The organism is Streptomyces sp. JLSY215 (assembly GCF_059682825.1).
The window spans coordinates 7,131,625-7,145,100 of record NZ_CM185022.1 but is presented as its reverse complement, the minus strand read 5'-3'; the positions used below and the strand labels follow the sequence as shown (position 1 = coordinate 7,145,100).

The 13,476-nt window shown below is 73.2% G+C and carries 9 protein-coding genes and 2 pseudogenes; 2 read left to right on the top strand and 9 right to left on the bottom strand.

Going from position 1 to position 13,476, the window contains the following annotated elements; all coding sequences use genetic code 11:
- Positions 1 to 160 precede the first annotated feature (160 nt).
- Positions 161 to 2,212, bottom strand: a complete 2,052-nt coding sequence (locus AC5677_RS31700) for a DUF5107 domain-containing protein (protein ID WP_497191302.1) — start codon at positions 2,210 to 2,212, stop codon at positions 161 to 163.
- A gap of 315 nt (positions 2,213 to 2,527) precedes the next feature.
- On the opposite strand from AC5677_RS31700, the gene AC5677_RS31695 reads away from it, so the two are divergent.
- Entirely contained in the window at positions 2,528 to 2,866 is a 339-nt protein-coding gene (locus tag AC5677_RS31695; RefSeq protein WP_497191301.1) for a DUF6204 family protein, read from the top strand.
- Here AC5677_RS31695 and AC5677_RS31690 read toward each other — a convergent pair.
- The 3 genes and pseudogenes from AC5677_RS31690 to AC5677_RS31680 form a co-directional block, all read right to left on the bottom strand.
- Positions 2,847 to 3,251, bottom strand: a pseudogene (locus AC5677_RS31690) (glyoxalase superfamily protein); the annotation flags it as partial. The gene AC5677_RS31695 and the pseudogene AC5677_RS31690 overlap by 20 nt on opposite strands.
- 30 nt (positions 3,252 to 3,281) lie before the next feature.
- Positions 3,282 to 3,806: pseudogene (locus tag AC5677_RS31685) on the bottom strand (GNAT family N-acetyltransferase); the annotation flags it as partial.
- Positions 3,807 to 3,881: 75 nt separating this feature from the next.
- Complete coding sequence (locus tag AC5677_RS31680) at positions 3,882 to 5,315, bottom strand: CoA transferase (RefSeq protein WP_497191300.1); 1,434 nt, start codon at positions 5,313 to 5,315, stop codon at positions 3,882 to 3,884.
- A gap of 429 nt (positions 5,316 to 5,744) precedes the next feature.
- Between AC5677_RS31680 and AC5677_RS31675 the strand changes: the two genes are divergently transcribed.
- Positions 5,745 to 5,939: a ferredoxin gene (locus AC5677_RS31675; protein WP_497191299.1), complete on the top strand. Its 195-nt coding sequence runs from the start codon at positions 5,745 to 5,747 to the stop codon at positions 5,937 to 5,939.
- A 97-nt stretch (positions 5,940 to 6,036) separates the two neighbouring features.
- Here AC5677_RS31675 and AC5677_RS31670 read toward each other — a convergent pair whose 3' ends face one another.
- The 5 genes from AC5677_RS31670 to AC5677_RS31650 all read right to left on the bottom strand — a co-directional run bounded on the left by AC5677_RS31670 (position 6,037) and on the right by AC5677_RS31650 (position 13,416).
- Positions 6,037 to 7,863 carry a CocE/NonD family hydrolase gene (locus AC5677_RS31670; protein ID WP_497191298.1) on the bottom strand — a complete coding sequence of 609 codons (1,827 nt, stop codon included), beginning with the start codon at positions 7,861 to 7,863 and terminating at the stop codon, positions 6,037 to 6,039.
- A 271-nt stretch (positions 7,864 to 8,134) separates the two neighbouring features.
- The gene (locus tag AC5677_RS31665; protein WP_497191297.1) at positions 8,135 to 9,067 is read right to left on the bottom strand and encodes a S66 peptidase family protein; all 933 of its coding nucleotides are present in this window, start codon (positions 9,065 to 9,067) and stop codon (positions 8,135 to 8,137) included.
- Positions 9,064 to 11,097 carry a prolyl oligopeptidase family serine peptidase gene (locus AC5677_RS31660; protein WP_497191296.1) on the bottom strand — a complete coding sequence of 678 codons (2,034 nt, stop codon included), beginning with the start codon at positions 11,095 to 11,097 and terminating at the stop codon, positions 9,064 to 9,066. The genes AC5677_RS31665 and AC5677_RS31660 overlap by 4 nt, the downstream gene beginning before the upstream one ends.
- A 74-nt stretch (positions 11,098 to 11,171) precedes the next feature.
- Entirely contained in the window at positions 11,172 to 12,590 is a 1,419-nt protein-coding gene (locus AC5677_RS31655) for a M20/M25/M40 family metallo-hydrolase (RefSeq protein WP_497191295.1), read from the bottom strand.
- The gene (locus tag AC5677_RS31650) at positions 12,583 to 13,416 is read right to left on the bottom strand and encodes a M55 family metallopeptidase (RefSeq protein ID WP_497191294.1); all 834 of its coding nucleotides are present in this window, start codon (positions 13,414 to 13,416) and stop codon (positions 12,583 to 12,585) included. The genes AC5677_RS31655 and AC5677_RS31650 overlap by 8 nt, the downstream gene beginning before the upstream one ends.
- Between the last annotated feature and the right edge of the window lie 60 nt (positions 13,417 to 13,476).

The window sequence follows — 13,476 nt, the reverse complement described above, 5'->3', positions numbered from 1 at the left end:
CGGGAACTTTCCCCCAATGGCGTACGCGGGTGCGCCGGGGGCGCGGTGCGGGCGTGGCCCGCCCGTCGCCTCCGGTCCGCGGCACCCCCGGCCTGCCCGTCACACCGCTCCGTCACACCGCTCGCCCGTCACACCGCTCGCCCGTCACACCTACCGCCCGTCACACCGGCCGCATCCGGAACTCGTACCGCTGCGGCAGCGGGTGTTCGGCGCGCGCCCTGGCCCGGACCTCGTCCGTGACCGGGCCGGAACCCGCGACCAGGCGTTCGGCGATGGCGTACCAGGTGTCGCTGAGGGTCTCGTCGCCCTCCCGCAGATCGGCGATCTCGAAGCCTGCGTCGAAGACCGCACGGGCGGCGGCCGGTTCGCCCTCGGCGAGCAGGACCTGAGCGGTCAGCAGCCGGAACCGGCCGGCGGCCAGGTCCTCCTGGCGCAGATGCGCCATCAGATCGCAGGCCTCGTCGGCGCGCCCGACGGCGAGCAGTGCCGGGACCGCCTCCCGGGCGAGCGCGGGCAGCACCGACCGCCAGATGCGCGCGGACGCGTCCTCGGACGCCAGCGTCTCGGCGAACCGGGCCGCGCAGCCGAACGCCTCCGCATACCGTTCGGCGGCGCGCTCCGCATCGCCCGCCTCGGCCTCGGCGACGGCCAGGCAGTACAGCGGCAGGGCGTCCAGCGACAGCCGGCCACCGCCGGCCGCCAGCGCCCGCTCCCAGCTGCGTACGGCCTGGGCGCGGTCGCCGGCGTGCCACTGGGCGAGGCCGAGGTGGTAGTCGGTGGCCGGGCCCGGCCGCGCCGACTCCAGCAGATCGCGCCAGGCCGGGGCGACCAGCGCCGGACCCGGGAGCGGGCCGACGGGCGGCAGATCGCCGGTCCGCAGCAGCATCAGCCAGGGCCGCTGCGCCGCACCGAGGGTCCCCTCGTCGAACGGCGTTCCGGGCAGGTCGAGGCCCGCGCGGGCCACTTCGAGCGCACCCCACCCGGAGCCCGTGGCCAGCGAACCCTTGGGCTCCTGGTCCGCGTACGGCCGCCAGGCGGCGTACGCGGCATCCACCTCCGCCCGCGGCAGCGCCGCCTCCAGCCGGTCGGCGACCTCGCCGCGGGCCGCCGCCCAGTCGCTCCCGTGCACGGTCGCCGCGTCGGCGGCCAGCGGCCCGTACGCCTCCAGCCAGGCGAACTCGCCGCCGGCTTCCAGCGGGACGTGCTCCAGCTGCGTCCGGGCCAGACCGGCCTGGATCTCGGCGTAGCCGCCGGTGCCCGGCTCGGTGAGCCACTCCTGCCAGCGCCGCCCGGCCCGCCCCGCGCCCCACAGGAAGAGCTTGCGGCCGCGCAGCGTGTCGGTGGAGGTCTGCACCAGGCCCCGGCCCGCGCCGTCCACGGAGGCGACCCAGCGGCGTTCGCCGTCGGGGATCTCGTAGAAGTGGTCGGCGGGGAACTCGCTGTCCAGCGGGTAGGTCCGGTCGGCGCCGTCGGAGGCGGGGACCGGGACGCGCCGCAGGGTCCGTTCGTAGCCGAAGGACCAGGCCTCGTCGGCGGGGGCCAGCACCCGGGTGCGCGCGTCCTCCGGGACGGCGGTGTTGGACCACCAGTAGACCGGCGCGGTGTGGTGGTGCGGATTGCGGATCCGTACGCCCGCGTAGAGGAAGTCGGAGCCCTCCGGCAGCCAGAGATCCACCTGGAAGGGCAGATCGCGCAGCCGCTCCCACTCCCACAGGCGCAGCATCTCGCCGCCGTCCGGCGCCGGGACACGAGCGGCGTGCAGCGGGGCGCAGGAGAGCGTGGTGTGGCCCGTCGCGCCGATGTTCCACTCGATGCCGCCCGAGAACCAGGCGCCGTTGAGGGCGAAGTTGGCGGGCTGCAACACGGGGTTGCGGTAGAGGAGTTCGCGGTCGGTCGGCTTGTGGTACAGGGAGTGGACCCGGCCGCCGAGGCCGGGCAGGACGGTGGCGCGCAGCCGGTCGTTCTCCAGGACCAGCGCGTCGAGGTCGGTGGCGCGGCGGTCGCGGCCGTAGCCGTCGCGCAGCCTGGTGGGCAGGATCGAACGCAGCGGCTCGTAGCCGATCTGACGCGCCATCGCGGCGGGCAGGCCGGCGTCCCCGGGGATCTCGATGCGGTGCGGATCGCGGCCGGGGCGCAGGGCCGGGAGCGGGTTGTCCGGGCCGATGGGGGCGGCGGGAAGGGTCAGGGTGGTGCGTCGCACACTCGTGGCCACGGCTGCCTCGCAGGGTTGGACCGGCCACCTCGGCTCCGGCGGCCTCCTGTTGACCATGGAACCCTGTCAGCGCCCTTCTGAACAGGGCTTCTTGCGGCGGTCGGGGTCAGGGTTGCGCAAAGACGCCCCCGAGGAAAGCGGCGGGGGGCGCCTCGGGGCCGGGGCCGCGGGACGGGGGGCTCACACCGGTGCACGGGTGCACGGCCGCAGATGCACGGGTGCACGGGAAAAATGGCAGGCTCCGGAAGTGCCGCCGAAATACCCTGACGCTTCGGCCCCCTCAGGCATGGCAGAGCGGAACGGAAGACGGCACCCATGGCGACGACCCAGCACACCTATCGAGTGATCGTGCGCGGCAAGTGGGACGGCCTGACGGCCGAGTCCCGGGCGAAGCTGCTCGCCGAGGTGGACGACCACGGGCTGTCGCAGCTGCGGTTCACGCCCGAGGGCTCGCTGGCGTACGACACCGCGCTGCACTCCTTCAGCTACCGCTACGTCATCGTCTCCGACGCGGCGGACGGCGAGGAGATGGCGGCGGCGCTCGCCGAGGACAGGGCGGAGACCGCGCTCAGGGAAGCGGGACTCGGCTGTCGGGAGCTGCGCTCCACGGCCACCGACATGGACACGATGAAGATCAACCGCAAGGGCCGGTAGGGCTCTTGGCCTCGGGGCTCCCCGCCGCGCGACCCTCGGGGCGCGGCGGTTCGGTGAAGCGCAGGCGGTTGCCGAAGGGGTCCGTCAGGTTGAGGGAGGTACCGATCTCGTCGTCCTCCAGGCCGGGGCGCAGATACGGGTAGTCCTTGGCCGCCAGTTCGGCGTGCAGCTCCCGCACCCCCGTCAGTTCCGTGTAGATCGTGGAGCCGGGGGTCGCATCGCCGTGGTGTTCCGACAGGTGCAGGACCAGGGCGCCGCGGGAGACCTGCGTGTACAGCGGCATACCGGGCTCGAAGCGGTGCTCCCAGTCGACGGTGCAGCCGAGGTAGTCGACGTAGAACTCGTGGGCCTTGGCGATGTCGAAGATCCGGAAGACGGGCACGGTGCGGCCGAAGACCGGTCCCTGGGCCTCGCCGCTGGTGAGCGCCCAGCGTTCGTGGTCGCGCCAGGCGTCGTCGATGAAGAGGAAGTCCGGGGAGTAGCCCTCCCGCCGGAATCCGGCGCGTTGGACCAGTGCGAGGGAAGCGGTGTTGGCGGGCTGGATGTTGACCTCCAGCCGGTGCAGGCCCAGTTCCTCGAAGGCGTGGTGCACGACGAGCCGCAGGCCCTCGGTCATCAGTCCGCGGCCGGCGGCGTGCGCGAAGGCGCCGTAGCCGATGGCGCCGCAGCGGAAGGCGCCGTGCACGATGTTGTTGATCGTCGTGAAGCCCGCGATCCGGCCGCTGTCGTGCTCGCAGATCAGGAAGCCGGCGCGCTGCGGCTCCTGCAGTTTTTGCAGATAGCTCTCGTAGTCGGCGTCGGTGCCCGGCGGGAAGAGCCAGGGGCGGTGCAGCTCGGTGCTCTCCCGGGCGAGCGCCGTGAACTCGTCCCGGTCGGCGGCGGTGAAGGGGCGGATGCCGACCCGGGGGCCGCGGGCGAGGTACTGATCGCTGAAGGTCATCGGGAGATCGTACGGAGGGACCGCGGTACGGGCCGCCCAGGGGTGGTCCGGCGCGGCGCCGCTGCCGCCGCCCGCTCACCGCCACCTGGGCGGATCCGCCGCGCAGCGCCCCGGCGGCGTCGCCCACGTGTCCGGCCCGCCGTCGAACGAGACCGGCGGCAGGGCGTAACGCAGCCGTCCCACCGGGCTGTCGGTGGACCGGAGGTACCGCTCGGCGTCGTAGCCCGGCGCATCCGCCGCCCGGCCGTCGCCCCGCAGTCCGTGCACCAGCCACCGCGCGGTACGGGCGAGCGCCAGCGTCGCCACGCCCGAACCGCCCACCCGTGCCCGCTCGGTGAGCCCCCGCAGCACCGCCGCCGCCAGCAGATACCCCGTCCCGTGGTCCAGCGCCTGCGCGGGCAGCGCGCCGGGGGTGCCGCCGCTCTCCGCCGGGTCCTCGGACGCGGGGCCGGCGTCCGTCTCGATCGCGGCGATCCCGGTGGCCACCTGGACCAGGCTGTCGAAACCCCGCCTCTCGCCCCAAGGCCCGTCGTCGCCCCAGGCGGAGACGCGGGCGACGACCAGCCCCGGGCGGCGTGCGACCAGGGCCTCGGGGGCGAGGCCGAAGCGGTCCAGGGCGCCCGGACGGTAGCCGGTCACCACGACGTCCGCGGCGGTCAGCAGCGACTCGAAGGCCGCGCGGCCGGAACGGGATGCCAGGTCGAGGGCGGTGGAGCGCTTGCCGAAACCGGTGTCGCTGTGGGCGTCCTGACTCTCCGGCAGCTGGGGAGCGTCGATGCGCAGGACATCCGCGCCGAGCAGCGCGAGCGTACGGGTGGCGACCGGCCCGGCGAGCACCCGCGTCAGGTCCAGCACCCGCAGCCCGGCGGCGGGCAGCACGGGTCCGCCCTGCTCCTGCGGGCTTGCGGGAAGGCGGGGCGGGGTGCCGTCGTCGAGGGTGTCCAGGGTGAGCAGGGGGTGCGCGGCCACCGCGGCGCCCTGTGGGTGGGCGGCCCACTGCTCGGGGGTGCGGGCGGCGACCGCCAGCCCGCCCGCCGCGTAGACCGCCTCCTCCACCTCCTCGGCGCGGCGCCCGGCGAGTGCGGCCCGGACCTCCGCCGGGCCTGCGGTCTCCGGCAGGCGCAGCGCACGCAGCAACCGGGCGCGGTGGTGCGGGTAGTTGGCGTGGGTGCGCACCCAGCCGTCGGCGGTGCGCCAGAAGCGGGAGAGCGGGGCGAACGCCGAGGGCGCCCGGCCGTCGATCCGCAGATGGCGTTCGCTGAGGAAGGCGGTGGCCACCGCGCCGTCGTCGACCCGTACGGCGGGTACCGGGCCGCCGGTGCGCTCGGCCGTCAGCTCCGCCGCCGCGAGTGCGCAGACCGCGACCGTGGTGCGGGCCAGTGCCATGACCGGCAGCCGGGCCGGCAGCGGACCGGGCGGCCCGCCGTACGTGATGCGCTCCGTGCAGGCCGGGTCGCCGCCGAGCACCGCCCAGGCCAGATCCGTATCGGTGTGCCATCGCTGCGCCATACCGGCAGTGTGGCACCGAGTGCCACCAATGCACCACCAGAGGCCGCCGCTACGCCTGTGCCCTGGCCCGCTCCCGCTCCCCCGCGCTCGGCGCCGCCAGGGCCAGCCGGCGACTGGGCGGATGCCGCGCTGGCCGCCATGGGCGAGGGCGGGCTCGCGGCGGTGGCCGTCGAGCCGCTGGCGACCCGGCTCGGTAACCGGCCACGCCGAGGCGCGGGCGCCGCTCACCGCCCCTCGGCTCTCGTCCGACCGGCGGAACCCGGACTTCCCCGTTCCGTCCGCGCGCCCGGAGGGGCCCCGGATCCGCGACTCGCCGCACCCGCCACCGGCATTCCGTTCATGCCGGGTGGCACCCTGCAAGGCAGGATCGAGCTGCCGGCGACCTGGTGGACGGCGCCGGTGGCAGTGGACAAGTGAAAGGGGTCCGAGATGCGGATCGTCATCGACCAGGAAGTGTGTATCGGCTCCGGGCAGTGCGCCCTGACCGCGCCGGAGATCTTCACCCAGGACGACGACGGCTTCAGCCAGGTGCTGCCCGGCCGCGAGGACGGCGCGGGCGACCCGCTCCTGCACGAGGCCGTCCGCGCCTGCCCGGTGCAGGCCATCAAACTGACGGACGCCTGAGCGCGCCCGCCCCGGCATTCGTCCCTGCCGCCCCCGCTCCCGGCCGTCCCTGCCGTCCCGATGAAGTCCGCCCCATCCGCCGCCGCACCGCCCGGCGCTACCTCAACGTCCCCTGGGTGACGGGAAGTTCGAGCACACCGGTGTCCTCGGGCGCGCTGGTGACCGTCACGGGCTTCACTCCGCGATTGCCCGCATAGGCGGTGTCGCTCGCGGCGATCACGAAGCGCAGACGGTGCCCCGGCTCGTAACGGTGCACGATGCCCGGGAGTTCCACGGTGAACTTCCGGGTCACATCCGGCACCCGGGCCGGGGCCACCAACCGGTGCACCAGCGTCTTCGTTCCGTCCGGCGCGACATCGTAGAGCTTCGCGAAGAGCACCAGCTTGTCGGCCGCGTCGCCGGAGTTCTGCACCCGCTCGGTCCTGGGCGAGACGACGTTCAGCGTCACCCTGGGCGCGCCCACCACATCCACCGGCCGGCCCGCCACCGGGGCGGACGTCCAGTCCAGATAGGTGCCCTTGATGTCGTACGGGGCGGGGTCCGGCAGACCGAGCATCCCGGCCAGCGAGCTCTCCGAATGGCTGGTGGGCACCAGCAGATTGCGGTACTCCCGGCTGCCGCGCGCCACCTTCTTGCGGTTGTCGACGAGCTTGCCGTCCCCGGAGAGATACAGCTTCTGACCGTCGCCCCCGGGGACGGTGCGCGAGGTGGCGTACGTGGGCCCCTCGGTCACCCAGTCCCGGTAGTACGCGAAGGCGGGGCCGGTGTCGGTGCCCTTCCGGTGCTGGAGATAGCGGTCGAACCAGGCGAGGATCCGCTTACCGACATAGCTGGTCTCCAAGTTGCCCTTTCCCAGGTCGAGTTCGCCCTTCGCGGGGTCCTTCATCCCGCCGCTGTGCCCCCAGGACTGCCAGATCATCTTGGCAGGCGTGCCCTGGGCGGTGAGAGTGCGGTAGGTGGCGGTGGCCTCGTTGAGGTTGAAGAGGGTGTCGGCCTGGCCCTGCACCAGCAGCGTGGGCGCCTTGACCGACTTCAGATACGAGACGGGGGAGACGCTGCGGGCGTACGCCAGCATGGTGGCCGTCTTCTCCGTCGGGTACCTGCGGGAATCCAGCAGCCGCTTGGTCTCACAGGCCGGCGCGACGAAGTGCAGACAGCCCGCGCCGCCCCACCGCGACGGGTCCAGGCCCGGGTTGAGCAGCCCCTGCGCCTCGCCGATCAGGAAGAACCCGTTCGTCCACTGATGCTTGTACGCACCGGGCACGGGTCCGCTGACGCCCTGCGTACGCCCCGTGTTGTTGGGGTCGAGGGAGTACGAGAGGTCGTTCCAGGTGATCAGCGGGACCAGGGCGTCGACGCGGTGGTCGACCGAGGCGGTGGCCATCTGGATCGCCCCGCCGTACGAGCCCCCGATCATGCCGACCCGCGGATCGCCCTTGCCGTCCTTGGTGACGTAGTCGACCCGGGTGCCGTCGTCGGAGGTGCGCGACCCCGCCAGGAAGTCGATGAGTTCGCTCGCGGCCCGGCCGTCGGCCTTGGGGTCGTCGAGGGAGATCGGGCAGCCGGTCCTGCCGAAGCCTAGGCCGGAGTAGGCCAGGGCGACATAGCCGCGCGCGGCAAAGGCCTTGGCGGTGGCGTCGGTCGAGCCGTCCGCCTTGCTGCCGCCGAAGCCGTTGGTGGTCAGTACGGCGGGCGCCGGGTGCGCGGCGTCGACGCCGGCCGGGCGGTAGAGGTCCGCGTCCAGCGTGCAGTTGCGGTCGCCGGCGCGGACGGTCACCTTGAGCGCGGTCACGGTGTACGGGTCGGCCGCGGTCGCGCTCGCGGGGGCGGCCAGGACGAGGGGCGCGGCGAGGGCGGTGCCGGCCAGCAGGGCAAGAGAAGTGCGGAGTACGGGGCGGGACACGGCTCGGGACACGCTGGGCACGAATGACCTCCACAAGGACAGCCGTACCAACCAGTCGGTAACGGCGCCTCATGTTGTGACACGAGTAACCGAGGTGTCAACGCTCCTGACAGGAGTTACTGGCAGGAAGTCAGTTCCCTTTGCTGCGGCGTCAGTTAGTGGCAGTTTCACGGTCGGTTCGCTGCCTTTTTCCTGCCCTTTCGCTGCCGCTCGCTGCCCCTCGCAGCCCTCCCCCCCCCGCGTCGGTTCACCGCGGTCCGACGCGGGGGGCGGAGCGATCCGGCGCGGGAGTTCAGCTGAGGGCGGGTGTCTCGAACGTCAGCGTGCCGGTCGTCGCATCCAGCTCCGCCGGTACGCCCAGGGGCAGCGTCAGCGCCGAGTCGCCGTGCCCGAAACCGAACTCCTCGGCCACCGGCACCCCCAGCCCGCCCAGCCGGTCCACCAGCACCTCTCGCACCCGCTCGTAAGGCCCGCAGCGCGCCCAGGAGCCGAGGACGACCCCGGCGACATCGTCCAGCCAGCCGGCGCGCAGCAGCTGGGTCAGCGCCCGGTCGATGCGGTACGGCGGCTCCCCCACATCCTCCAGCAGCAGGAGTCCGCCCGCCGCACCCGACCTGGCGTGCGCGGTGCCCAGCTCGGTGGCGAGCATCGTCAGGCAGCCGCCCAGGGTGACCCCGCGGGCCCGTCCCGGCACCAGCGGCCGGGCGGATGCCGAGGCCACCGTGCGGACCGTCTCCGGAGCGAAGAGCGTGCGCCGCAGCCCCTCCCGCGTGGCGTCGTCCTTGAGGAACACCTCGCCCGCGACCGCCGGGCCGTGCACCGTCGCCACCCCCGCGCGCACCGCGAACGCCTCGTGCAGCACCGTCACATCGCTGAAGCCGATCAGCGGTTTGGGGGCGGCGGCCCGGATGGCGGCCCAGTCCAGCAGGTCGACCATCCGCTGCGCGCCATAGCCGCCGCGCGCCGCGAACACCGCCTTGACGGACGGATCGCACCACGCCTCCTGGAGGTCGCGGGCGCGGTCCGCGTCGGCGGCAGCGAGATAGCCCAGGGCGCCATGGGCGTCCCGGGCGTGGGGTGCGGCGACCGGGTCGAGGTCCCAGCCGCGCAGCACATCCAGCCCGCAGTCCAGCCGCTCGGGCAAGAGCGGGCCGCTGGGCGCCACCACCGCCACCCGGTCGCCGGGCCGCAGGCGTGGCGGCCGAATCGCCCTCGTCACCGTCATGTGCGCAGCTCCAGTGCCGGGATGTCGTCGCGGGTGAAGCCGAAGGTCTGGGCGTAGAGGGAGAGTTCGGCTTCCACGGCGCGGACGATGGTCTCCGCGCGGCGGAAGCCGTGGCCCTCACCGGCGAAGGCGAGATAGGCGTGCGGTATGCCGCGCCCGGCGACCTCGGTGAGGAAGCGGTCGCACTGCACCGGCGGGCAGATCACATCGTCCAGCCCCTGGAGCAGCAGGAACGGCGCGGCGATCCGGTCCGCGCGATGCAGCGGCGAGCGCTCGCGGTAGCGGTCGGGGACCTCGGCGAACGGGCCGACCAGCGACTCCAGATACTGCGATTCAAAGTCATGGGTCTCGCCGGTCGCCCAGCCGGCCAGGTCCAGGATCGGGTAGCTGATCGCGCCGCAGGCGTAGACGTCGGTGGCCGAGAGCGAGGCGGCGGTGGTCCAGCCGCCGGCGCTGCCGCCGCGGATCGCCAGCCGGGCGCGGTCGGCGGTGCCTTCGTCCGCCAGCGCACGGGCGACGGCGGCGCAGTCCTCGACGTCCACCACGCCCCACTGGCCGCGCAGCCGCTCGCGGTACTCCCTGCCGTAGCCGGTCGAACCGCCGTAGTTGACCACGGCGACGCCGATGCCCCGGGAGGTGAAATACGCCAGCTCCAGGTCGAGGACGAGCGGGGAATGGCCGGTGGGGCCGCCGTGCGCCCACATCACGTAGGGCGGCAGCTCGCCCTCGGGGGCGGTGTGTCCGGGGTTGTGCGGTGGATAGATGTGCGCATGGACGTCCCGGCCGTCGGGGCCGGTGAAGGTACGGATCTGTGGCGTCGGGTAGTAGGCCGGGTCCACCACATCGGTGTGGCCGGCGGCGATCACCCGGGCGCGGCCGGTGCAGGCGTCCAGTTCGACGATCTCGTACGAGCCGTGCGGGCCGGCGGCGACGCCGATGATGCGGCTGCCGTGGACGGCGAGGGTCGGGGCCCATTCCGTCCAGGGGCCCGCCGCGTCGACCAGCTCACCGGAGACCGGGTCGAGGATGCCCAGGGTGGTCGTGCCGCGGCCGTGGATGGCGGCGAGGGTGCCGTTCTCCAGGGGCAGGAACCAGCGTTGTCCGACGTTCCACAGCGCACCGCCGAACTCCTCCTGGCGGGACGGGCACAGGCCCCGTCGGGCGGCCTCCCCCGGCTCCGCCCGGCCGCCGTCGGGGTCGATGCGCTGCAGCTCCCACCAGCCGCTGAGGTCGGAGACGAGGAGCAGCGTGCCGTCGGCGGCCCATTCGATCTGCGCGACCGATTCCCCGGTCGCCCCGCCGCCCGGCGCGCCGGGCCCGGGGTCACCGGCCACCGGCCGGACCTCGTCGAACTCCGCCTTGGCCGTGATCCGGGCCAGCATCACCTGCGTGCCGTCCCAGGGCATGCGGGGATGGTCCCAGGCGATCCAGGCCACCCGCTGTCCGTCCGGCGAGATCCGCGGGCCGGTCACGAAACAATGCCGGTCGTCGGTCAACTCCCTTACCGAAGCGCGGTGTTGGGCAGCGGATCCGTCCAGCGGCACGGCGGCGATCACCCTGCGCACATCCGTGGGACGGTCGCCGGTGAACTCCTCCAGCACGCACCACACCTCGCCGAGCTCCGGGCGCAGCACGGGGTCGACCCAGCGCAGGCCGTCGCCGACCTCGGACAGCGGGGTGAGCGGGCGCGGGGCGGCGTCGCCCTCCGGCTCGTAGGCGTACAGCCGCTGGTCGGCGAAGTTGCTGAAGACCACGAGGGGTCCGTGCTCGGTGACCGAACCGGCCCAGGGCTGGCCGCCGTACTCCAGCACCCGGCTGCGGACGTTCCAGGGCTCGGGCAGTACCGACTCCACCGCGCCGTCGGGGCGCCTGCGGACCAGCGCCCGGCGCCCGCCCTCGGCGGGCCGCGGCTCCGTCCACCAGACCTCGTCGCCGACCGTGCCGACGAAGGCCGGACGGCCGTCATGGGCGGCAACCGTCCGGGCGTCGATGGGGGACGGCCAGGCGCCGTAGGGAGCCGTGGTCACCATGCTGATGTTCCTCCTCTGCCGGACACCGCTCTGGTGCCCGCCCTCTTCCTGCCCCGCCGCCGCCCTGCTTGCGCCTAGGCCTGTCTCAGGAAGTCGTCGAGTACGCGGACCCCGAAGTGCAACGCCTCGACCGGCACCCGCTCGTCGACGCCGTGGAACAGCGCCTGATAGTCGAAGCCCTCCGGCAGCTTGAGCGGCGAGAAGCCGTAGCCGGTGATGCCCAGCCGGGAGAACTGCTTGGCGTCCGTGCCGCCGGACATGCAGTACGGGACGACATGGCCCTGCGGGTCGAACCGCTCGACCGAGGCCCGCATCGCGGCGTAGGTCGGGGAGTCCAGCGGGGCTTCGAGAGCGACCTGGCCATGGTGGTAGTCCCAGGTCACGTCGGGTCCGGTGAGGGCGTCCATGGTGGTACGGAACTCCGCCTCGCCACCGGGGACGACCCGGCCGTCCACATAGGCGACGGCGCTGCCCGGGATCACATTGACCTTGTACCCGGCGTCCAGCATCGTCGGGTTGGCGCTGTTGCGGACCGTCGGCTCGACCAGCTTGGCGCACGGTCCGAGCTTGCTCAGCAGGGCGTCGACGTCGATGTCGGGCGACAGGGCATCGACGTCGATGTCGTGCAGCGCGGCAAGCTCGCGGAGCGCGGCCCGTACGGTCGGGGTGAGCCGGACCGGCCAGCTGTGCTCGCCGATGCGGGCCACGGCGGCGGCCAGCCGGCTGACGGCATTGGCGTGATTGACCTTGGATCCGTGACCCGCCTGGCCATGGGCGGTCAGCTTCAGCCAGGCCGTGCCGCGCTCCCCCGCCGCGATCGGATACAGCCGCATGCCGCCGCCGGCGTGGAAGGTGAACGCCCCGGATTCGCTGATGCCTTCGGTGCAGCCCGCGAAGAGGTCGGCGTGGTGGTCGGCGAGGAATCCCGAGCCGTCGTGGGCGCTGGCCTCCTCGTCGGCGGTGAAGGCCAGCACGATGTCGCGCCGCGGCCGGACCCCCGTGCGCGCCCACTGCCGGGCGACCGCCAGCACCATCGCGTCCATGTTCTTCATGTCGACGGCGCCCCGGCCCCAGACCACACCGTCGATGATCTCGCCGGAGAACGGATGCACGCTCCAGTCGGCGGGCTCGGCGGGCACCACGTCCAGATGGCCGTGCACCAGCAGGGCATCGGCCGACGGGTCCGCGCCGGCGATCCGGGCGACGACGTTCGTACGGCCCTTGGTCCGTTCGAGCAGCGCCGGTTCGAGTCCGGCCTCGGCGAGCCGTTCGGCGACGTACTCGGCGGCCGGGCGCTCCTGGCACGCGCCGTCACCGGCGTTGCTCGTATCGATGCGGATCAGCTCGGAGGTGAAGCGGACCACTTCGTCCAGGGCCTGCTCATCCACGCGGTCGAGGGGATCGACGGCCTTGGCCGGTCCGACGACTCTTGCCGGGCCGACGGTTTTGGTGGGGCCGACGGATCTGGTGCGGTCCCCCTGCTGCTCAGCCATATTGTTCCTCCACGGCGGACGAGACGACGGTGGTGACCGCCTTGAAGCACCGGATGGCTTCGTACATGTTCTCACTGGTATACGTCACGCGGCGCTCTCCGCTGCGCTCCACGCCGGGCACGCACGTCGCCGCGCCCACCAGATGCTCGGCGTCGAATTCCATCTCGAAGCGGTACGGACCGCGCCGCACGGGATCGTGGCGCACCGCCAGCGCCGCCCCCGACGACGCCGCGGCCCGGATGTCGGCCGCCGTACGGGCCGGGGGCCGGCACACCGCGGCATACCGCGACACATAGTCCTTGACGGCCACCCCGGGCGCGTCCGGGGCGTAGCCCTTCGCGTCCTGGCAGGTCCGGTCGTCGCCGGTGACCAGCACCACCGGCACGCCGTATTCGGCCACCACAAGGGAGTTGAGATATCCCTCGCTCGCCCGGGTGCCGTCGACCCAGACGCCGGTGAGCGTATTCGCCAGGTACGTGTGCGCGAGGACGCCTTCCGTGCCCGCGCCGGTGTGATAGCCGACGAAGGCGATTCCGTCGACGTCACCGTGCTGGACGCCCTCGACCATGCTGAGCGATTTGTGCCGGCCCGTCAGCATCTGCGCCCGCTCGTCGAGCTGCTCCAGCAGAAGATTGCGCATCGTCCAGTGCGCTTCGTTGACGAGCACCTCATCGGCCCCGCCATCGAAGAATCCGGCGATCGCCGCATTCACATCGGAGGTGAACATATGCCTACAGCGCTCCCACTGCGGCGTACCCGGCAGCACATCGGCGGGCCAGGTCACGCCCGTTGCGCCTTCCATGTCCGCGCTGATCAGGATCTTCATGCCTCGTCACGTTACGCGGCCCCGAACAACCGGACCAGGCCTGTGGATAACTCCGGAGGT